Source organism: Desulfitobacterium hafniense DCB-2 (assembly GCF_000021925.1).
GTDB lineage: Bacteria > Bacillota > Desulfitobacteriia > Desulfitobacteriales > Desulfitobacteriaceae > Desulfitobacterium > Desulfitobacterium hafniense.
Map to the genome: position 1 here is coordinate 1527977 of NC_011830.1, position 19383 is coordinate 1547359.

The following is a 19383-nucleotide window of genomic DNA, read 5'->3' on the forward strand; positions in this document are numbered from 1 at the left end:
GGAGAGTGAAATAGTGGCTGGAAAAATAACAAAAGAAGAATTACATCCATTGCTGTCACAGAAAATAGATGATTTTGCTGCGCATGAGGCGGATAAAGTGCAACATATACCATATGCTGTAGCCACAGGCGCGGCAAATGCCTATGCAGTAACATTAAACCCTGCTCCTACATCATATGTGGATGGTATGGCTATTTCAGTAAAAATAAACGTGACTAACACAGGGTCATCTACTTTAAACATCAATGGATTAGGGGCAAAAAATATACTTAAAGCTGATTTGAACTTAATTACATCTGGAAAATTGAAAGCTGGCGGTATTTATACTTTTAGATATAATGCCGAAGGACCGGTTTTCATCTTACAGGGTGAAGGGGGTGAATACGGAACAGCAGGAGCAGGGCAAGTATTGGCTGGGTATACGGTAGGAACAGAAGGCGGGTTGGTAAACGGTTCTATACCAAATTTCACAGATAATACTCAGTGGGCAACAGGAGCTACCGGTGTATATGTTGAAAATGAGATTTGGCTTAGACCGCCTGCTGGATACTATGATGGGTCTGTTGCTTATGTTCGTGTCTATGACCCGAATTGGGCAGCTGCAAATATCTTGGCTGGTAAAAGCATTTTGGGGTTGGCTGGAACAGCTATAAATGGGGCGGGGATGAAAAAGGTAGCTACTGGAACTGTAGCAGCAACAGGCAACGATCAGACAATAAGCGGCTTAGACTTTACCCCTCACTGGATACTTATGCGCGATGTGGGTAATAACTCGAAAGTATACTGGATTTCATTTGCCCAAGGAGTAAATGCAACCTATATAAACACAGGCAATATTTTAAGCGTAGGAAATGGTTACTTCGTTTTTAACTCGTATAATGCAAAAACCATGAATTGGATTGCAATTGAATAATATCGAGGTGTTAAATATGGAATATGGTAAAAGAATTATCTTTGACCCGAGCAATGGCAGGGTTTTGAATTACTGCTTGGAGGAAATGTCTGGTAATCTCCAAGAAGGATTAAGGCCAGAATCTATTGATTTTATAGATTTACCTTATGGAGACACTACTTTAAGGGACGTAGACGCATATCATGTTGATGTCCAAACTAGGACAGTAGTTGTTGACTCTTACAGAGAGCACACGCTGACATACGAAGAGCTACAACAACAATTGTTAATTGCACAGGGGGTAATTTAACATGGTTGAGTTATATGTGAAGTGGCTTGCAGACTGGATTAAGAACGGAGCAGTCAATATTCAGACTGGTCTGCCTTTTGTTTTAACTGACATTAAAATTCCTGAGTATCGGGAAGCTGCAGAAGAGTTGCTTACTGCGCAATAGCCCCTTAATGTGCAACACCAACACTAACGCCACACAGGGCGTATTTTTTATGCTCTAAAATAGGTCAGTCACAATACTGATGCGAAATTCATATAATGTACAGGCTTGAAAGAGGTGATGCTTTTGGACTTTACACTTATTACAGCACTAATTGGGATTGCGGCAACTTTGTCTGGAATCATCTTGGGCTGGTCGGCAAGGGCAAAGGAAGCTAAAAACGAAGTAAGAAAAGATGCAGAAATAGATACAGTAATCCGGACGGACATGGAATATTTAAAACGTGGGGTAGACGATATCCGGATAGAGCAGCGGGCACAAGGGCAACGCATGGATACCATGGGCGAACGCCTTAGCCGAGTTGAAGAGTCATCCAAACAAGCTCACAAGAGGATTGACCGCATCGAGCAGAAAGGAGAGTAAGTTAAACGCCACAAATTGAACGGGTAGGTACACCGAACTTTAGAGCCGGGCGCAATGGCCGCAAGCCGCTGGCCATTGTGGCCCATACCACTGCCGGTTATTATCCTGGCTGCTTAAGCTGGATGCAGAACCCAAAATCCCAAGTAAGTGCTCATTACCTGGTTCTAAGAAACGGTCGTATATTACAGATGGTCAAAGATGAGGATACTGGACATAAATCATATAATCGGCCATTATCGCATTGACAGTGTCAATAGGCCGAATTGCCCAGGAACTAAATTTCCGTGGGTAAGGTTATTTGCGGATTTGAAAAGAGAGAATGAGGTGGATAATCTTGTGGTTTATGCCGACGGAGATGTAGGGACCGCGCTTTTGCTCAGCTTTAAATTGAAATGTCCGATGATCCATAAGGCCTTTGCCGATGAAGTTCATGCCAAAAATAAGCACTGGATTGGGGTACTGGGGATAAACGGTAACGGGAATTACTACTATGCCGGCAGTGATCGAATCGAGACGGCGAAGTTAGGATTATAAGGGGGGAATGGCCTATGGAAACTGCATTAGGTTATGTCCAGGATTTTTGGGGGCTGCTGCTTGTTGTGGCAGCCTTTATTATTTATCTGGTCAGCCAGGGAAGGGCGAAAGCGGGAAAGATATTACTCTCGCTGATGTTGAGATTGGAAAAGCAAGCAGAAGAGTATGCATTGCAGACGGGTGAAGAGAAGTTTAGATTTGTGGTCGAGAGAGGGTACCAACTGCTGCCTAAGTATATAAAGATGTTTATCACCTATAAGATGTTTGTTGAGCTGGCCTATGAATTATATGAGGAAGCAAAAAGTTATTTGATGAGCCTGGACAAAAAGTCTATCCCGGTACAAATTAAGAATCATAAGGAAATAGATCATGGATAAGACTTAAAATCATCTCTTAATAGAGATATTTTTCGCTTTTTCGACAAACATCAGGAAATTCCGTCTATAGACATACATTAAAATTACAGAAGATCTTGGCAGCTGGTGAAAACTGAACGTAGAGGATTTTCGACAAATTACCCCTTGAACAATATCAGAACATATGTTCTAATATATAAGAAATATATGTTCTTAAAGGGTAGTAATATTGGGATGAAGCAATAGGATTTATGCTGAGCAGGATTACGATTAAAGGTATGGCTATGAGTCGGAATGAAATGCGCGTTTTGGAAGGATGATGGACTAGAAAGTTAAATCTCTGAAGGCGAAGAAAACAAAATCAGATCAAAGAAATTAAAGGATCAAAAAAACAAAGAAACCCAAAAATCAAAAAACAAAAAAATAATAAGAAGCCAGCTACCCTCCCCAGAGCATTTGGCTTCTTATAGAATTACCCTAAAGGGTAATGCCCAACTGAATTATACCTATTTATGCCAATGAAGGCAACAAGAAATGACTGTATAAGTGAGGTAATTAATTTTATGAAGGAATTCGAGGTTTATTATTATGATAAAATATATACACGCTTAGAAAATTGTTTGTTTGTGTTTAATGAAAGAATCAGGCTGCTCAATGAGGAAGATAGAAGCGTTAATTATAATGGTTTTGTGGATGCGTGTGAGCAAATGAGAAAAGGACTTGATGACTTTAAAACACTTAATGATTTAACAGTACGTGAGAAGTAACATAAGGGTAACGCAGACATGAAAATCATTATAAACATAAATTAATAATAGGCTTTATTTTGCCGACTGGGCGGCATGTTCCAGTGCACTAAAACCACACTAACACCCATGGAACCTTACTTCCTTTTGGAACATATAATTTATACGGCAAACCAGACCAGACCTCACAGGGTTCAGAAAGAACTTCTTGTGGGGTCTTTTTTCTCAAATAGGTAAAGTCCGCTTGTGCAATAATTGTGGCTCTAATAAAAGCTTTTGTGACAAGAGTAATAAGAGGGAGATAGAGAAATAAGAGCAAGCAAGTATCTCTAATAAAGAATAAATACTTTAAAAATGTACATTAATAGCTATGTGAAGTTATTTCAAGGAGGTGGCTCTATGACCATAATGGATAAAGTTCAATCCGCTACACGGGCGACAGTGCAAGGTATTGTCGACCGGGAACCTGTTAACTATCTTGAAGGCGGGGGTATTTATGGTATAATCTCTCAAGGACGACATAATTTATGTACTTTGGAGATTATGTATAACCATGCCCAGGATTCTGAACTGAAAGAACGTATCGAAGAAGCCATGGAAAAGCTTACACGCCCTTTAATTGAAGAGTGTGAAGGACTTTTGAAAGAAAGCAATGCCCAGGTTCCTCAATTCCATTTCACCAATCATAAAATGCATAAGGAGAAGTTGAATATTCCTGAAGATGCTCGAATGACGGATATGGAAATTGCGGCTGCCGTTGGAACAATGGCTAAGGCGGCTCAGGTTAATATCCTGGCTGCTTTGCAAAACTCCTATCAATTGCATATTGGAATTATGTTCCGCAAATTCCTGGATGAAAGCCTGGATTGGAACTACCGTCTCCTGCAATTGATGATCAATCGCGGCTGGCTGCCTCACGTTGCTAAAATTACACATTAAACCTAAAAAAGTGCTGAGGATCACGTATTTCGTGATTCTCAGTTTTTTTATAGAAAAAAGATTGGCCCACATGTGTATCTAATCTACACGTGTGTGTCCAATCTTTCAAATGGTCAAGAGATGCAGTGGCAATTGCAGTTTCTCACTACGCACGGCCATCTTTGAATACATCCTTCCTTGACGAAGCTAATGTCTGAGACGGGAATCCGAATACTGTGCTTAGTTCCAATAATCGGTTTGAACGAATCGGAGAGGAGCTGTGCTTCTGTTAAAGTGATTATGCAGTTCGAAACCCCGGAAAAGTTGCCCCTCCATATGCGATCTCCAGCTCTCACATCTAGCTTGGTCCCCAAAGGAAGGCTGCAGAATAAAGCCATGATAGACGTATTATTTTGGCGTAATGGTACATTACCTTGGCAAAAGCGAGGACTGTTTTTACGCAATCGCACATCACCTTGACGAGACTGAGGAGTGTTATTAGGCAATTGCACATCACCTTGACATAACTGAGGACTGTTATTAGGCAATTGCACATTATCCTGGCAAAGCCAAGAGTTTCTTTTACGGAATAACATAAAGATTGATCCCCTTTCGAGTTCTTGCCACGCTGCAGTGGCTTCATAAGAGTGAGAAACAGGGGAGATTTTTTGTTATTCCTTGATTTAATATATGTACATGGATGACAAGAGGTTACGGCTTGTCGAGAGATTATTATTGCCGCCCTGTAAAATTTACCATGGAATAAGGCAACCTGAAAATACATAGAGTGTGATAAGAACTCCGCCAGGGGGGCCAGCATATGAAGAAAAGAGGCATACTGTTACTCATCTTAATCAGTACCGTGTTACTAGGGGGAATTGCGGGGAAACTTTTATGGAAACCCGACCCCATAGAGTTGCTTACACACGGCCTAGAAGAATTGACCCAGGCGACCTCTTTTCGCTACACTATGATCCAACATCAAACGGTAGAAGGAAAGGATCGCATACTCAATCAGATTTTAGGAGAAAAGGACGGTGGGAACACTCGAATCTCAGGGGAGGTTGTGGGCACAAAAACGGAAATGATTCTCACTAGTGAAGGTCTCTACATGCAAGACCCATTTACAAAACGGTGGATTCGGTATCCCAGTGTCCCGGCTGCCCATGAAGCCTTTCTGGCGGAGCTCAATCCATTATCATCTCTGCAATTTAAAGAGTATGGTGAGGTGGTGCTTCAGGGACAAGAGAAGCTGGATAAGGTAAATACTTGGGTATTGAAATTTAACCCGACGATTCAAAATCAAATCATGGAAAATGGTTGGACCGATTTCGCCTATATTATGTTCATTGGAAAACGAGATAAACTGATTCACCGCGTCATTATCGAAGCTAAGAGCAAGACCGATGGTCAAATGATGTCCTTGATGATGGAGTTTAAAGATTACGGTGAAACGATGAATATTTCTGTACCCATTAATAATTAACGATGGATAATTTGCTGAGAAAATCAGATGAGAAAGGTTTAATTTGTGTCAGCGGAAAGAGGCTTCTGAGAATTTGGAAGGCCTCTTTCTTTTAACTTTCTCTCCCCGGACTTTGGGGTTTAGATTCCGCAAATCGTTCGCTTTTCGTTTGACTGGATGGAAGGCCTCTGTTATAATTTTATTTCTAGAATGACTTTTAGTTGGCGGAGGTGTTATTAGGGTGGAAGAAAAGATTGGCAAAGTATTGCTCAGCCGTGAAGAAATTCAAAAACGTGTCGCGGAGCTGGGTGAGGAAATCACCCGTGATTATAAAGACCAGAATTTATTAGTTCTAGCAATTCTTAAAGGGGCAGTTCCCTTCATGGCGGATTTGATCAGGGAGATTAGAATTCCTTTAAAGTATGACTTTATGGCTGTTTCCAGTTACGGCGCTTCTACACATTCTTCCGGTGTAGTAAGGATTCTCAAGGATTTGGAGCGAAGTGTAGAAGATCACCATATATTGATTGTGGAAGATATCATTGATACAGGCTTAACTCTGAAGTACTTAAAAGAGAATCTGGCTGCCCGGAATCCGCTCAGTATTAAGGTGGTTACTTTGCTGGACAAGCCGGATCGCCGTAAAGCTGAGGTAGTGCCGGATTATAATGGGTTTACGATTCCTGATGAATTTGTGGTAGGATATGGACTTGATTTTGATGAGCACTATCGCAATTTGCCCTATGTTGGTATTCTAAAGCCGGAAGCTTATAGCTCAGAAGGCTAAAAGAAGAAGTTGAAGCATGAACAAGAATAGAGCTTCGGCAGATTTGCCGAGCTCTTTTAAGCATACTGTTTGTTTTTGTGAATTTTTGATAAAAAGGATGGAGGTACAAAGATGGCTCAAGAACTCGTGTTGGTTCTGGATTTTGGTGGCCAATATAATCAGCTGATTGCTCGGCGTGTCAGAGAAGCTCATGTGTACTCGGAGATGATATCATATAAAACACCTGTGGAGGAGATTAAAGCAAGAAACCCCAAAGGAATTATTTTTTCCGGCGGACCAGCCAGTGTCAATCAAGAAGGGGCACCCAAGGTGGATGAGGCCATTTATGAATTAGGCATTCCTATTTTCGGTATTTGTTATGGTATGCAGTTGATGACGGTTCAGCTAGGTGGAAAGGTAATGCATCCCGAAGTTCGGGAATATGGCAAAGCCATGCTCCATGTAGATCAGGCCAAGGGCCTGTGGAAAGGCCTGGGGGGAGAACGCCAATGTTGGATGAGCCACGGGGACTCAGTCACTGAGCTTCCTGAAGGCTTCGTTATCGCCGCTCATACAGACCATACCCCGGTAGCTGCTATGATGGACGAAACACGTCATTTTTACGGAGTACAGTTCCATCCGGAAGTAAAGCATACTCCAGACGGGCAGGCCATGCTTAAGCATTTTTTGTTTGATATCTGCGGATGTCATGGGGAGTGGACGATGGAGTCCTTTATCGACGCCCAAGTCAAAGCTATTCGGGAGAAAGTGGGAGATCGGCAGGTCCTTTGCGCCCTCAGCGGCGGTGTGGACTCCTCTGTAGCAGCCGTTCTTGTTCATAAGGCCATCGGCGACCAACTGACCTGCGTCTTTGTGGATCATGGCTTTATGCGTAAAAATGAACCGGAACAGGTCAAGAAGATTTTTACGGAGCAGTTCCATCTTAAGCTGATTTTTGTGGATGCCCGGGAGCGTTTTATGGCCAAGATCGGCGGAGTATCCGATCCTGAGACCAAACGGATCGGTATCGGCAATGAGTTCATCCGCCTTTTTGAAGATGAAGCCCGCAAATTAGGGCAGATTGATTTCTTGGTTCAAGGCACTCTCTATCCGGATATTGTGGAGAGTGGTACGGATACCGCCGAAACCATCAAGAGCCATCATAATGTGGGCGGACTTCCTGAAGATATGCAGTTTGAGCTGATTGAGCCGTTGGATATGCTTTTTAAGGATGAGGTTCGTGAAGTAGGTGCTGAATTAGGTATCCCCGACGAGATCGTCTGGCGGCAGCCTTTCCCCGGACCGGGACTGGCGATTCGCATTATCGGCGAGGTTACGGAAGAAAAGCTGGACATCCTTCGGGAGGCTGATGCCGTCATCGTGGAAGAAATCCGTAATGCAGGACTCTACAAAGAGGTATGGCAATCCTTCGCTGTACTTCCTACCATAAAAAGCGTTGGCGTCATGGGAGATGGCCGGACTTACGCCTATCCCATCGTTGTCCGCGCCGTGACCAGCGAGGATGCCATGACGGCGGACTGGGCAAGACTTCCCTATGACCTGATGGAGAAAATCTCCACCCGCATCGTCAACGAAGTGAAGGGTGTCAATAGGGTAGTGTATGACATTACCTCAAAACCTCCTGGGACCATCGAGTGGGAGTAAGGCAATAAGGCTGTAAACACAGGGTTTTCAAGGAATTAAAGAAGTTTTAAGTATTTGATGGTGGTTATGATTTCAGCCTGTTTTTGGCGTTATCATAACCACTTGTTTTTTGTCGTTATCGGCTTACTAATTTAAGGTTAGGAGTTGTTACGATGCAAACGAAAAAAGGTCTAGAGAAGATGATCATGAGTAAAGGAGAGGATATTACTTTTACAGAATTACAAAAACGATATCTAAAAAAATGCTTGGTCAATAATTTATCGGAGTATACCCTCAGATTTTATGAGGTAAGTTGTAATACATTTAATAAGTTCATCGACCTATCTCAACTTATGGCCTCAGAAGTTAATCGAGATTTGATAGACAATTATATCTTGTATTTAAGGAATACAGGAGTAAAGGCAGTGACAATTAATACCTATATCCATGGGATATCTCCAATCATTAAGTACGGTATGAGTTTGGGGTTAATCGAAAAGTTTGGCTTTAACGAAATAAAAACCACTGAGGAAATCAAGCAAATATATACACCTCATGAACTTCAGATTCTCCTAAAAAAGCCCAACATGAAATCATTTGCGGAATATCGTAATTGGGTCATTATTAATTTTTTACTTGGTACAGGTGTTAGGGCTTTGGAACTTAGAAGTATAAGGATTAAAGATATTGATTTAAAAATGAGTATGCTTATAGTTCCCAGAACAAAAAATGGAAAGCAAAGATATATACCCATTAGTAAGAGTTTGAATAAGATTTTGACGGATTATCTAGACTATCGAAAGGCAGAAAGCGAAGAAGATTTTTTGTTTTGTAATGAGTTCGGTCAATATTTACCAAGGACAACTTTGCAAATCGGAATAACAAAGTATTGTAAAAAAAGAGGAGTAAACAAATACTCATTGCATCTATTTAGGCATACCTTTGCCAATATGTGGATAGTCAATAATGGGAGTCTTTTCATTCTCCAAAAAATATTGGGTCACGCAAGTTTAAAGCAAGTCAATCATTATGCCAATTTAGCAATGGGTGATTTAAAGCAAAACTTTGATAGCTTTTGTGCTTTAGAAAGTGTAGCTGTCCAGGATAAGAATCGAATAAAAATGTAAGATTAAATCTGAAGAAGTGTCCATTCACAAAAAGAGTGGCCGCTTCTTTTTATTTAAAGAATCAAAAAGAGTCAATACATTGCTATCTGCTAGCATCCATGATATATTATTGCTAGCAGATAGCAAAGGAGAATTGAAAATGAGTTCTTGGAAAACAATTCGATCATTTCACCTAGATCAGCCAATAACAATTAAAGACAAACCTATACCCTCTAAGGCCCTGTATTGTCTCAAACAAACCCCTAAAGGTGTTGAGTATTGGCAAGTGTTTTGGCGAGAAGAGGGAAAAATGAAATCCGTTCATATCGGTAAAGAGTTACCCTTTGATGAGCCGGTACCTACTCCTAGTGTTGATGATTTGTTGCTAGCAATTAGCAAATTAGAGGAAGAAAACAAACGACTCAGGGATAAAATCAAAGTGCTAGAAGAAAACCAACAAAGCAATACATCTTTGCTATCTGATAGCATCGAAAATAATACTGAATCAAATACTGGAGAGTCAATCAACATTAAAACCTTTTTAGGTATGGACAACAAACTCAGAGCTGAAGCAGCCATTTTAACCATGGAATATCAAGGCAAGGTTATTCGTATACGCTTATATCCCGATAAATCTTTTACAATCCAATACAGACCAGGGAAAAAGCTGTGGAAATCAATTGAGCAGGGAGAAGCTAAAAAAATCGTAAGCAAGTGGGACAAAGAGAAAATTGTTTATGTCTTCGGCAAAAGTGAAAATCCAGAATGTGTTGTTAAAGGAGAATTTAACTGCAACATTTACAATAGTGGATTGCAAGGCGATAATCATAGGGTAACTTAATTGAGATATTTGACATATTCTGCATATTTGCAATAATCTCCTTAAATCAATTTAAACGGTCTAAACAAGCGACATAGACAAGGGACAGGGGAATTTGCCTGATTCGATTTAAAACCTTTCAGAAGGTCATTAAAACGCTCTAAGCTCATGTTTTTGATTGAGTTCTTATTCCATCATAGACCCTATGCTTAAGAAATAAAAAAGAACTAATTCATTCTTTTTTAGTGGCAATTAGAACGAATTAGTTATATAATATAAAAGGAAGGGGGAATACTAAAAGGTGTTCAAAGTAATAATTTACGAGGATAAAAATGGTAAATCCTCGATTGCTGATTATATTGCAGAGCTGGATGAAAAGGCTAACACCAGTAAAGATAGTCGGGTAAGGCTGAAAAAAATATATCAGTATTTTGAACTGTTAAAAATATATGGTACTCGTGCAGGGTTACCATCTTCAAAATATATTGAGGAGGATATTTGGGAGCTTCGACCTACTAATGATCGATTTTTCTATGTGTACTGGAAGAACGATACATTTGTTATTCTTCATCACTACATAAAGAAGACTCAAAAAGCGCCTCGACAGGAAATTGAACTAGCAAAGAGGAACTTAAAAGACTTCTTGGAAAGGAGTAAATAAATATGGCAATTGGTAGAGATTGGGACGATATTAAAAAAAATCTGTCTTCTTTAACACAGGAGGATAAAGACGAGATTGATTTTCAAGTAAAATTGATTGGCGAGATTTTAGCAGCTAGGAAAGAAAAAGGAATAACTCAAGCAGAACTTGATTCTCTTTGTGGAGTGAAGCAAACTCATATAGCCCGAATAGAAAATAATAACACGGATCCACAACTTTCTACTATTTTTAAAATCTTGCGCCCACTTGGAAAAACTCTGGCTGTAGTGGATATACCAGAGACGTTAGATCATGCTTCTGATGCACATTTCTAAAAAAGTCTCCACCTACACCCTTCCCTTAGAAACCAAAGATGAAGTCATTGACTGGATGTTGAAAAACCAACTGGACAAAAGAAATCTAACGGATACCCAGATTGCATATTTTAGGGGCTTGCAATATGAGAGGGAGAAAGCTAAACATGGAGGAGATAGAAAAAGTGACAATACAAAATCAAGTGGCGAAAGTTGCCACTTGGTAAAAACAGCCGAAAAACTAGCCACTCAACATAAAGTATCAGAGAGAACAATTCGTGATGATGGCTCCTTTGCCAAAGCCGTAGACAAAATCGCCTCAAATTTTGGACAGGAAATAAAAAATAAAATTCTCACCAAAGAAGTTCAGATTTCTAAGGATGATGTCAGGGTTTTGAGTAATTTGCCAGTGGAGGAGCAAGAAGGTGGGTGGTGAAACACCTAGTATCTCATCCCCTCAATAATCCGTGAAGAACTCATCAATGAAGATCTAAAACTTCGCCAACTCATTGCCGCTAACTTTGGAAGATTAAGCAATAATCCAGCTAAAATGCGGAAGGCGATTAAGGAATATGTAGATTTGGTTGGGGTTAAGAATGGTGGAGATAGAAAATCAGAATGCAAACCTTGCGGACTGACCCAAGAAGAAATAGCCAAAGAACTTGGAGTATCTGTCCGTGAATTACAAAACATCCTCTCTGACCTTTTCTCGATAAAACGGACATTCTAGAGTTAGGGATTCTCCCAGAATCGCAGGATTGCTTCTTTTTTCATCTTAAGTAAATGCTCCAAGCTGCTCTCTCAGGGGCCAGCCCCTGAAACCCCGCCCTCGCCGGGTGGCAGCAGAACAGTCTTTAAACTGTTCTGAGACATAAGGGTCTTAGCTAGTTGGCCTATCAAGGGCAAGGACTTCGTCTCGGCTGACACCGCCCCTTGACAGGCGCCTACCAAGTTGACCCTAAGCAGCCTTTTGGGTCTCACAGTGCTTCTTTAAAAAAGCTGCCGGTGTCAGATTCCCTAACGCTTGATGCCTCCGTTGTCGATTATAAAAACATTCGATGTACCAAAAGATATCCCGCCTTGCTTCCTCGATGTCTTTGTATGTTTTGTGATGGAGCCTTTCTGATTTAATGGTGCTGAAAAAAGACTCTGCGCAGGCATTATCAAAGGGGTTGCCCTTTCTGCTCATACTTCGTATCATTCCCCAGTGCTTTAATTCTTCGACATAGACGGTGCTGCAGTATTGCCGCCCTTGATCCGAATGATGAATCAACCCTTTGAGCGGTCTATGACGCTTGACAGCGTTCCTTAAGGCTTCCAAACAGAGCTCAGTCCTCATGTGTTCAGCCAAAGCCCAACCCACAATTTCTTTATGAAATAAGTCCTTGATGGCAGCCAGATACAGCTTGCTTCCTTTAGCTGTTTTAAATTCTGTGATATCCGTGACCCAGACTTTATTCGGGTGCTCAACCTTAAATTTTTGGTTTAAGAGATTCGGGGCTTTGGGCAAATCATGATTCGAGTCGGTGAGACAGACGCGATAGGGCTTCTTTCGAACACTGTATAGTCCATGTTGCTTTTGTAATCGGTAAACCCGGTTTCTACCGCATTGAAACCCTGCCTCTTTGACATCGCTCCAAAGTTTATCCAGACCAATCATTGCCTGAGCCTTGGTATGGCTTTCCTTCATCACCTTAAGAATCGTTTCGTTCTCTTTTTGACGCTTGCTGGGTTCACGCCTATCCCAATCATAATAACCGCTCCGAGATACCTCTAAGGTTTCGCACATCTTCTCAACCGGGCAGCTGGAGCTGCTGGCTTTTTTAATCATCTGATAGATTATTTCCGGTTGCTTTGGGCGAAGATGGCGGTAGCCTTTTTTAAGATATCTATCGTTAACTCCTGATCGGCAATCTTTTTATCCCTTGCTTTAAGCTCAGCTTCAAGCTCGGCTATCTTGGTCTTGATAGGATCTTGCCTCTCTTTGGTTTGCTTAAGCCAGTTGCGCACAGTTTGCTCATTGACCCCAAAATCTTGAACCACACTTGAAACTGAACGGTTTTCTTCAGTGATTAAGCGTATAATGTCATGTTTGAATTCTTGATTATACCGTTTCCCGTTTTTTGACACGTTTATCATCCTCCACAGGTCTTATTTTACCCTAACTCTCCTGTGTCCGACAAACCGGGTATGGGTCACGGATCGGGGAGGAGAAGAGTTATGGAAGTTATTGATTCGAAAGAAAAGCCGAAGAAGACAAGGCCGTCAACAGAGGACAAGTTAAAGGTACTGTTGGATGAGCAATTTAATAGGATCGAAGAAATGGTTGATGCCAAATTGGAAAAGACGCAATACAGGATTTATAAAAGTTTTATGATTGAATTGAATAGAGCGATATTGAGGAGATAAGGAATTGGAAAAGATATTAAAATCAGAAATGGATCTACTAATAGAAAAAGGTGTTTTGAAATGTGTCAAGGGAAGATACCCTGGACTCATTTCCGGCAGCAAGCAAAGCATGGGAAAAATAAAAGTAGATGGGTTGAGGAACCTATTTATAATCAGTTATTGAGATTGAAAAGAGAAGGATAGGAAGGGTAAAAGGGTATCACAAAAAAGAGCAGCCCTAGCGGCTGCTTAAGGTTGTATTCTGGATTCATTGATTCCAAGGGCGTCTTTAATTGATGTTTGAAGGAGCTGCGAGAAATTTAGACCTGCTTCCTCCCCGGCATCCCGTAACCATTTAGGTAAAGTGCAGTTTTAGTCACAGATTTATTTTGTGTCTTTTGGAAATAAGTGCTCATCGGTGCTATTACCTATTAATGCTTGATCGCTTCTTATTTTAAGCAGTTCCCATTTGTGGGAAATATAGAAAACTCCATCTTTATAAGCTACGACATGACCAGTATATTTCTCGTCATTTATTAGGATAGCCTCAGATACCTCAGACTCGAGTTTGACAGTAACGCCTTAAAATTTGTTATTGTTAAATTGTAATTATGGCTCCCCATGCGGATTTGAAATGTACAAATGAGTAAAATACCTATTCGAAAACCAAAATGTAGTGCCGCACAATATGAATATTTTTATTGAAGAATATAGATTGATTTGGTATAATTGTAGTGATATGTTTGCGCGAATTAAAACGGCCTACAACCGGGACGGCTCACCACGCCGTTACCTTCAACTTGTTGAGAGTCGCCGCGAAGAGGGTAAAGTTCGTCAGAAAGTCCTTTGTAACTTGGGGAGAGTGGAGGATCTCCAAAATGGGAAACTTGACGACCTTATTCGCTCTCTAGCGAAGTTCTCAGATACGCTCGCAGTGGTTGATGCTGCGGAAGATCTTTTTGCGGATTGGAGCAAAGAGTTTGGTCCTTCTATGGTCTTTCGTCGGCTTTGGGAAAACCTTGGCCTCCATACAATTCTCGATGGACTCTTTAACGAGAGAGACTTGAGCATCGATGTTCAAGAGGCTATTTTTTGTATGGTCTTAAATCGTTTGACAGAGCCTACCAGTAAATTGGGGGTTAGCGATTGGAAAGATTCCGTCTATCGCCCTGAATTTGAAAGCTTAAAGCTTCACCACTTCTATAAAGCCATTGACTTTCTCGATGAAAACAAAGACACCCTCGAAGAACAGTTATTTTTTCATCATACCAATTTATTCACACAACAGCTGGATTTGGTGTTCTTTGATACCACCTCCACCTATGTCGAAGGAGATGCCGGAGCCTTTGACCTCTTGGAATACGGTCATTCTAAGGATCATCGTCCCGACCGCCTTCAGGTCATGATTGGCCTATTGATGTCCAGAGACGGGATTCCCATAGCTCATCATGTGTTCCCAGGAAACACATCGGATACCGATGCCTTTATTGAAGCGGTGAGTGATTTGAAAAAGCGCTTTACTATCCAGCGAGTCATTGTTGTTGGGGATCGGGGCATGATGGGAAAACGAACGTTGGAACTGCTCGAAGAATTACAACTTCACTACATCCTTGGGGTTCGTATGCGCAATGTAAAGGCCGGCCCAGAACTCGCAACCTCTCCGGAACCTTATGTCTTCACGAAGGATAACCTAAAGGTTAAAGAAGTCCTCCATCAGGGTAAACGCTATATCGTGTGTTTAAACGAAGAAGAAGCCAAACGCGATCAGTGGGTCCGAGAGCAAATCGAAGTGAAACTGAGAAGCAAGCTGGAGCATGGAAGTATTAAGGATTTAATCGGCCATAGTGAATACAAAAAATATCTTAACGTGTCTGCCGAAGCAGCCACGATTAATACCGATAAATTGAAGCAAGCGGCCGTTTTTGATGGACTCTATATCCTCCAAACCAATACAGAGCTCCCAACGGAAGAGGTAGCCACAGCGTATCGTGACCTATGGCAAATAGAACGGGCCTTCCGGAATCTTAAGAGTACTCTCGACTTACGCCCTGTTTACCACTGGAAAGAAAGGCGAATCTCTGGTCACATCATGCTTTGCTTTTTAGCCCTAGTGGTCCAGATCAGGTTCCAGAAACTCCTGGAAAACTGCGCAAGCGAGTATGGCTATACGGAGGTAATAAGAGCTTTAAGAAAAGTTCATGCCGTTAAGCTTAAACTAAAGGACCAGGATCATTTAGTCAGAACGGAAATCCATGGAGCAGCAGCTATGGCTTTTAGGGCAGTGGGGCTTCGGGTTCCTGAACGAGTACAGAAGATGCAAGATAATTACCATAAATAGTTAATTGTAGTGGCACGCCCAAAAATGAACCTTTCAAACCCTTGAAATTCAATAGTTTCAGTTTTTGAGGTGTCAAACTCGAGTCAGATTCAATAAAAAAACGAACATATTTACCTGATTGGAGAGCAGAGAACGGTATAAGTATTAAAAATATGAAAAATACACTAACACCAGACAATAATAAAAATGAACCTAAATTTAGAGGTTTTGTTTTGGTGTCTAGTATGATTTCTTCATCTTGTTTGGGTGAATTGATTTTTTCATCAATTTTTTTTCTGATTATCTTTAAAATAAAAAATGCAGGAAAAAACAATATAATATAGCTTGAGATCAAGATGATAAGCTCATAGCCTGAGCATTTATCTAATTTTTTAAGTATCAAAATGATTAAAACAGGTATTAAAGGATTAATGCATATTGGATATAAGAAATCATCTTTAATTTTTTTGAGTCCGTAAAGAAAAATCGAAAAAACTGGTATGAAAATTCCTATTATTACTATAAGCATTATATTATATAATAACTCAGCACATTGAAGCTTAAGTAAATTAAAAATTAATGCAGAAATGAGAAGAAGTAGTAGGCCATTACTTGTTGCTCCAAACAAAACTAAAGGTTTCTTTATTGTTTTTGCTCCTGAAAAAAGCCAGAGAACAATGAAAAAAGGACCAAACCATAACGAAGATATTTTTATAGAGACTCTGCCTATAAAAGAAAAAGAAAGAAAAGCTGATACTGTAAATAATAAACATAATCCAAGAATTAGATGTATATAAAATTCCATTTTAGGTTTCTGATTCCATTTAAAATATAATTGTACCAACCAAACACTTATAATCAAAACAGTTATAAGATATAAAAAGCCGACCAAGGTTACACTCGAATGGTTAAATGGGACAAATTTTACCAAGATTTTTAAAAAGGAAGGGTCTACTGATAGCTCCTCACCTCCAAAGTAATATCCGTATAAAAACAGATATCCCAGGGTATAGAAAAAAACCCCAATTACCGACATAACTGTACCAATTGGTATAAGAGGGTTTTTTTCAAAATGCATAAGCCATTTTTCGGGTATTTTTCTTTTAAATTTGTCGATATACGCTTTTAATAGTTCTAATAATTCCATCTTTAACCTCCTTTAAAATATTTATAAACATTGATTCTTGATAAATGAGTAATTTCCTTCTAATTGAATAAATTATGCCGAATAGGTTTTAATTCATGAGTTAATGTAACCACTAATTATTCAGAGCCTTGTTTAGATGATATCCTAGATAAGATCAGAAGAAGTACGAAGGGAGTTAGCTTGGGACAAATTTTGTGTCTTTGCTGAGGTTAAAGTTAATTGAGTTGGAAAGCAGATAACTAATTTATAGTTCAAAATTATTTTAGAGAGCCGATTATGGCTCTTTTTCTATGGTGATAGGAAAAGAAAAAGCAGCCCTTAGGACTGCTTTACTGAATACCAAGATAATTTTTAAGAGCATCTTGTAAAACTCTTGAAAAGTTAACCTGTTTTTCTTCCGCAATATCATTAAGCCATTTGGGAATAGTTAAGGTTTTTTTGATTGCCTTGTTTTCCATTTTGTCACGGAAGGATGGCATCCAAGCTTCAACAAGCACGATAGCTTGATTAGCTTCAGGACGTAATTGCGTTACCGGAGTTGAAGCAGGAATATCGTCTTTATCGAGTTCCATATTATATAGATGCAGAGCCATGGCTTCTTGAGCATTTTTCACAGCTTCTTCGTCAGAGTGAGCGCAGGGTAAGCAACCAGGTAAATCAGGAAACTCAATTGATATTCCGTCTTCGGCATAGTCAAAAATAGCTGGATAGATATAGCGGTCTTTTTTCAAAGCTCATCATCCTTTTGATTTATTTTTAGGGGGAATAGCGGGGACTATTGGAGTGTAATCCCCGCTTGCTTCAATATGGATTTTACGGTTCTAATGGGGATATCTTTTACTGGGTGTGTGACGGTTACCTTACCCCTTTTTGTTGGGTGTTTATAATGATGATGATCACCTTCGGTATTGATGTGATACCAGCCATCTGCAGTTAGGATTTGAAGTATCTCTCTTGAGGAGTAGCTCTTCATCTGTTTTCCCCCTTCGTCAATTATATTATAACACGTATTATAGTACGTGTAAATAGCTTTGATAAGAAAATAACATTTATATGTGTAAAGGAGAAATGAATAATGGATAATCAAAAATTTAAAACAAGTGATTTTAATCTTGCCGCCTATCTGATGACCAATGGGGCAGAATGTTATGGTCCAATAGATGAGAATGGCAAGTGTTTCTTTGTGTTCGCTAAAGACGAAAAAACATCAGAGGCATTTATGAATTTTAAACAGGATGACTGGTTGAGAAATTACAATGCCAATAAGAAATATTGCTTGAACAAAATGTACGAGATGAGAAGTGAGGCAAGGAATAGGAATAAGGAATCTGTGGTCACGGCAGTGGAATAAATATGGCATTAAAAAAATTATGTGGAAGAAGTGGCTGTAGTCAGATTATTGACTATAGCCTTACTTATTGTGATAAGCACCAAAGGGAGTTTGAGGAGAAACAGAAACAAAGGCATAAGGAATATAAGCAGAGAAGGGATGATAAAAAGGAGCAAGCTTTTTACTCTTCGGATGAGTGGGTGAGGACAAGGGATTATGTCAAAGCAAAGTATCATGGACTGTGTCTGTGGAGTTACTATGTTGACAGGGAGATTGTTTTCTGTGAGTCAGTTCACCATATTGAGGAATTGAAAGAGGCCTGGGAGAAGAGATTAGAGGTGGATAACCTGATACCTTTGAGTGAGACAGTTCATCAGAAGGTACATAGGTTGATGAGAGAAAATGGGAAAAATGAAAAAGTGAAAATGGTATTGAGGGAATTGAAAAGGAAATGGGAAGAGGCGTTTGTGGAAGATAATGGATTGAGTGGATAATACCTATGGGGGGTATATGCAAAAAACTGTTGGGAGAGAAGGAAAGTCGCAGGTGCCCCTTTTCTTTTCACAAAACTCCTTTTTTGATAGTTGAGGGGGTAAGGGTAAGATAGAAAGAGGGTGGTGTTGATGAGTGGACGCAAAAGAAAATCAGTGGATTTATTAATCGCTGAAGGTAAAACACATTTGACCAAAGACGATATTGAAAAAAGAAGAGAAGCGGAAAGCCAGCTTAAGCCAAAGGATGATAAAATAAAATGCCCATCTTGGTTAAAGGACAAGGTTGCTAAAAGTGAGTTTAGAAAAATCAGTCATGAGTTGCAAGAATTAAAGCTGCTTACTAATTTAGACGTCAATACTTTAGCAAGTTATTGTGTAGCATATGCCCAATATCTCAAGGCTACATCAGAGCTTGCAGATCAGGATTTAGTGATAACTCAGACCAATAAAGCTGGCTTTACAAATATGGTAGAAAACCCCTTAATCCGCATCCAATTAAAATATTCTAATGAAATGAAAAAACATGCCGCTGAAATGGGATTAACCATTAACTCACGGCTAAAATTGGTCATTCCTAAAAAGGAAGCGAAACGAGATCCCATTGAAGAGGATTTCGGTGATATCTAGTGAC

26 protein-coding genes and 1 pseudogene are annotated in these 19383 nt (G+C 40.0%); 23 read left to right on the forward strand and 4 right to left on the reverse strand.

Annotated features, from left to right (window positions below; genetic code table 11):
• Positions 1 to 13: 13 nt before the first annotated feature.
• From DHAF_RS07140 to DHAF_RS26740, 17 genes and pseudogenes are all read left to right on the forward strand, one after another.
• Positions 14 to 913 carry a hypothetical protein gene (locus DHAF_RS07140; protein WP_005817280.1) on the forward strand — a complete coding sequence of 300 codons (900 nt, stop codon included), beginning with the start codon at positions 14 to 16 and terminating at the stop codon, positions 911 to 913.
• Positions 914 to 929: 16 nt separating this feature from the next.
• Complete coding sequence (locus DHAF_RS07145; RefSeq protein WP_015943418.1) at positions 930 to 1202, forward strand: hypothetical protein; 273 nt, start codon at positions 930 to 932, stop codon at positions 1200 to 1202.
• 1 nt (position 1203) lies between these two features.
• On the forward strand, positions 1204 to 1347 hold the full coding sequence (locus tag DHAF_RS26040; RefSeq protein WP_005817277.1) for a hypothetical protein: 144 nt from the start codon (positions 1204 to 1206) through the stop codon (positions 1345 to 1347).
• A gap of 123 nt (positions 1348 to 1470) precedes the next feature.
• Positions 1471 to 1767, forward strand: a complete 297-nt coding sequence (locus tag DHAF_RS07150; protein WP_015943419.1) for a hypothetical protein — start codon at positions 1471 to 1473, stop codon at positions 1765 to 1767.
• A 14-nt stretch (positions 1768 to 1781) separates the two neighbouring features.
• Positions 1782 to 2301, forward strand: a pseudogene (locus DHAF_RS26655) (N-acetylmuramoyl-L-alanine amidase).
• A 14-nt stretch (positions 2302 to 2315) separates the two neighbouring features.
• Complete coding sequence (locus tag DHAF_RS07160) at positions 2316 to 2678, forward strand: hypothetical protein (RefSeq protein ID WP_015943420.1); 363 nt, start codon at positions 2316 to 2318, stop codon at positions 2676 to 2678.
• 542 nt (positions 2679 to 3220) lie between these two features.
• Positions 3221 to 3424: a hypothetical protein gene (locus tag DHAF_RS07165; protein WP_015943421.1), complete on the forward strand. Its 204-nt coding sequence runs from the start codon at positions 3221 to 3223 to the stop codon at positions 3422 to 3424.
• Between the two features lie 378 nt (positions 3425 to 3802).
• Positions 3803 to 4342 carry a DUF3231 family protein gene (locus tag DHAF_RS07170; RefSeq protein ID WP_015943422.1) on the forward strand — a complete coding sequence of 180 codons (540 nt, stop codon included), beginning with the start codon at positions 3803 to 3805 and terminating at the stop codon, positions 4340 to 4342.
• Positions 4343 to 5141: 799 nt separating this feature from the next.
• Complete coding sequence (locus tag DHAF_RS07175; RefSeq protein WP_015943424.1) at positions 5142 to 5807, forward strand: hypothetical protein; 666 nt, start codon at positions 5142 to 5144, stop codon at positions 5805 to 5807.
• Positions 5808 to 6027: 220 nt separating this feature from the next.
• Entirely contained in the window at positions 6028 to 6573 is a 546-nt protein-coding gene (hpt, locus tag DHAF_RS07180; protein WP_005817255.1) for a hypoxanthine phosphoribosyltransferase, read from the forward strand.
• A gap of 111 nt (positions 6574 to 6684) precedes the next feature.
• Positions 6685 to 8217, forward strand: coding sequence for a glutamine-hydrolyzing GMP synthase (gene guaA / locus DHAF_RS07185; RefSeq protein WP_015943425.1), 1533 nt, complete (start codon positions 6685 to 6687; stop codon positions 8215 to 8217).
• Between the two features lie 152 nt (positions 8218 to 8369).
• Positions 8370 to 9323: a tyrosine-type recombinase/integrase gene (locus tag DHAF_RS07190; protein ID WP_015943426.1), complete on the forward strand. Its 954-nt coding sequence runs from the start codon at positions 8370 to 8372 to the stop codon at positions 9321 to 9323.
• A 139-nt stretch (positions 9324 to 9462) separates the two neighbouring features.
• The gene (locus DHAF_RS07195; RefSeq protein WP_015943427.1) at positions 9463 to 10143 is read left to right on the forward strand and encodes a hypothetical protein; all 681 of its coding nucleotides are present in this window, start codon (positions 9463 to 9465) and stop codon (positions 10141 to 10143) included.
• 280 nt (positions 10144 to 10423) lie between these two features.
• Positions 10424 to 10783 carry a type II toxin-antitoxin system RelE/ParE family toxin gene (locus DHAF_RS07200; RefSeq protein WP_015943428.1) on the forward strand — a complete coding sequence of 120 codons (360 nt, stop codon included), beginning with the start codon at positions 10424 to 10426 and terminating at the stop codon, positions 10781 to 10783.
• Between the two features lie 2 nt (positions 10784 to 10785).
• Positions 10786 to 11097, forward strand: a complete 312-nt coding sequence (locus tag DHAF_RS07205; RefSeq protein ID WP_015943429.1) for a helix-turn-helix domain-containing protein — start codon at positions 10786 to 10788, stop codon at positions 11095 to 11097.
• A complete protein-coding gene (locus DHAF_RS07210) occupies positions 11075 to 11512 on the forward strand; it encodes a hypothetical protein (protein ID WP_015943430.1) in 438 nt (145 codons plus the stop codon). The genes DHAF_RS07205 and DHAF_RS07210 overlap by 23 nt, the downstream gene beginning before the upstream one ends.
• Before the next feature lie 114 nt (positions 11513 to 11626).
• Positions 11627 to 11806, forward strand: a complete 180-nt coding sequence (locus DHAF_RS26740) for a helix-turn-helix domain-containing protein (protein ID WP_148213283.1) — start codon at positions 11627 to 11629, stop codon at positions 11804 to 11806.
• Between the two features lie 228 nt (positions 11807 to 12034).
• Here DHAF_RS26740 and DHAF_RS07215 read toward each other — a convergent pair.
• Positions 12035 to 13215 (reverse strand): IS3-like element ISDha7 family transposase gene (locus tag DHAF_RS07215; protein ID WP_085930657.1). Its coding sequence is split into 2 segments (ribosomal slippage): positions 12035 to 12963 and positions 12963 to 13215, totalling 1182 coding nucleotides; the frame shifts between segments, so codons are not numbered across the junction.
• 81 nt (positions 13216 to 13296) lie between these two features.
• Between DHAF_RS07215 and DHAF_RS07225 the strand changes: the two genes are divergently transcribed.
• The 3 genes from DHAF_RS07225 (at position 13297) to DHAF_RS07230 (ending at position 15802) form a co-directional block, all read left to right on the forward strand.
• Positions 13297 to 13485: a hypothetical protein gene (locus DHAF_RS07225; RefSeq protein WP_015943432.1), complete on the forward strand. Its 189-nt coding sequence runs from the start codon at positions 13297 to 13299 to the stop codon at positions 13483 to 13485.
• Positions 13486 to 13489: 4 nt separating this feature from the next.
• Positions 13490 to 13648: a hypothetical protein gene (locus tag DHAF_RS25960; protein ID WP_015943433.1), complete on the forward strand. Its 159-nt coding sequence runs from the start codon at positions 13490 to 13492 to the stop codon at positions 13646 to 13648.
• 555 nt (positions 13649 to 14203) lie between these two features.
• Entirely contained in the window at positions 14204 to 15802 is a 1599-nt protein-coding gene (locus tag DHAF_RS07230) for an IS1634-like element ISDha9 family transposase (protein ID WP_015943434.1), read from the forward strand.
• Here DHAF_RS07230 and DHAF_RS25965 read toward each other — a convergent pair.
• The 3 genes from DHAF_RS25965 to DHAF_RS07245 form a co-directional block, all read right to left on the reverse strand.
• Entirely contained in the window at positions 15738 to 16928 is a 1191-nt protein-coding gene (locus tag DHAF_RS25965; RefSeq protein ID WP_015943435.1) for a hypothetical protein, read from the reverse strand. The two genes, DHAF_RS07230 and DHAF_RS25965, sit on opposite strands and share 65 nt — an antisense overlap.
• Before the next feature lie 329 nt (positions 16929 to 17257).
• On the reverse strand, positions 17258 to 17659 hold the full coding sequence (locus DHAF_RS07240) for a type II toxin-antitoxin system HicB family antitoxin (protein WP_015943436.1): 402 nt from the start codon (positions 17657 to 17659) through the stop codon (positions 17258 to 17260).
• Between the two features lie 44 nt (positions 17660 to 17703).
• The gene (locus DHAF_RS07245; RefSeq protein ID WP_015943437.1) at positions 17704 to 17901 is read right to left on the reverse strand and encodes a type II toxin-antitoxin system HicA family toxin; all 198 of its coding nucleotides are present in this window, start codon (positions 17899 to 17901) and stop codon (positions 17704 to 17706) included.
• Positions 17902 to 18003: 102 nt separating this feature from the next.
• On the opposite strand from DHAF_RS07245, the gene DHAF_RS07250 reads away from it, so the two are divergent.
• From DHAF_RS07250 to DHAF_RS07260, 3 genes are all read left to right on the forward strand, one after another.
• Complete coding sequence (locus DHAF_RS07250; protein ID WP_015943438.1) at positions 18004 to 18279, forward strand: DUF5659 domain-containing protein; 276 nt, start codon at positions 18004 to 18006, stop codon at positions 18277 to 18279.
• Positions 18280 to 18281: 2 nt separating this feature from the next.
• Complete coding sequence (locus DHAF_RS07255; RefSeq protein WP_015943439.1) at positions 18282 to 18752, forward strand: hypothetical protein; 471 nt, start codon at positions 18282 to 18284, stop codon at positions 18750 to 18752.
• A 129-nt stretch (positions 18753 to 18881) separates the two neighbouring features.
• Positions 18882 to 19379, forward strand: coding sequence for a phage terminase small subunit P27 family (locus tag DHAF_RS07260; RefSeq protein WP_015943440.1), 498 nt, complete (start codon positions 18882 to 18884; stop codon positions 19377 to 19379).
• Positions 19380 to 19383 lie beyond the last annotated feature (4 nt).

Excerpts from the sequence above, each read along its gene's own strand:
- DHAF_RS07145 (WP_015943418.1), top strand. The coding sequence starts at position 930 with ATGGAATATGGTAAAAGAATTATCTTTGACCCGAGCAATGGCAGGGTT.
- DHAF_RS26040 (WP_005817277.1), top strand. The coding sequence starts at position 1,204 with ATGGTTGAGTTATATGTGAAGTGGCTTGCAGACTGGATTAAGAACGGA.
- DHAF_RS07160 (WP_015943420.1), top strand. The coding sequence starts at position 2,316 with ATGGAAACTGCATTAGGTTATGTCCAGGATTTTTGGGGGCTGCTGCTT.
- DHAF_RS07165 (WP_015943421.1), top strand. The coding sequence starts at position 3,221 with ATGAAGGAATTCGAGGTTTATTATTATGATAAAATATATACACGCTTA.
- DHAF_RS07170 (WP_015943422.1), top strand. The coding sequence starts at position 3,803 with ATGACCATAATGGATAAAGTTCAATCCGCTACACGGGCGACAGTGCAA.
- DHAF_RS07175 (WP_015943424.1), top strand. The coding sequence starts at position 5,142 with ATGAAGAAAAGAGGCATACTGTTACTCATCTTAATCAGTACCGTGTTA.
- guaA (WP_015943425.1), top strand. The coding sequence starts at position 6,685 with ATGGCTCAAGAACTCGTGTTGGTTCTGGATTTTGGTGGCCAATATAAT.
- DHAF_RS07190 (WP_015943426.1), top strand. The coding sequence starts at position 8,370 with ATGCAAACGAAAAAAGGTCTAGAGAAGATGATCATGAGTAAAGGAGAG.
- DHAF_RS07195 (WP_015943427.1), top strand. The coding sequence starts at position 9,463 with ATGAGTTCTTGGAAAACAATTCGATCATTTCACCTAGATCAGCCAATA.
- DHAF_RS07205 (WP_015943429.1), top strand. The coding sequence starts at position 10,786 with ATGGCAATTGGTAGAGATTGGGACGATATTAAAAAAAATCTGTCTTCT.
- DHAF_RS07210 (WP_015943430.1), top strand. The coding sequence starts at position 11,075 with ATGCTTCTGATGCACATTTCTAAAAAAGTCTCCACCTACACCCTTCCC.
- DHAF_RS26740 (WP_148213283.1), top strand. The coding sequence starts at position 11,627 with ATGCGGAAGGCGATTAAGGAATATGTAGATTTGGTTGGGGTTAAGAAT.
- DHAF_RS07225 (WP_015943432.1), top strand. The coding sequence starts at position 13,297 with ATGGAAGTTATTGATTCGAAAGAAAAGCCGAAGAAGACAAGGCCGTCA.
- DHAF_RS07230 (WP_015943434.1), top strand. The coding sequence starts at position 14,204 with ATGTTTGCGCGAATTAAAACGGCCTACAACCGGGACGGCTCACCACGC.
- DHAF_RS25965 (WP_015943435.1), bottom strand. The coding sequence starts at position 16,928 with ATGGAATTATTAGAACTATTAAAAGCGTATATCGACAAATTTAAAAGA.
- DHAF_RS07245 (WP_015943437.1), bottom strand. The coding sequence starts at position 17,901 with ATGAAGAGCTACTCCTCAAGAGAGATACTTCAAATCCTAACTGCAGAT.
- DHAF_RS07250 (WP_015943438.1), top strand. The coding sequence starts at position 18,004 with ATGGATAATCAAAAATTTAAAACAAGTGATTTTAATCTTGCCGCCTAT.
- DHAF_RS07255 (WP_015943439.1), top strand. The coding sequence starts at position 18,282 with ATGGCATTAAAAAAATTATGTGGAAGAAGTGGCTGTAGTCAGATTATT.
- DHAF_RS07260 (WP_015943440.1), top strand. The coding sequence starts at position 18,882 with ATGAGTGGACGCAAAAGAAAATCAGTGGATTTATTAATCGCTGAAGGT.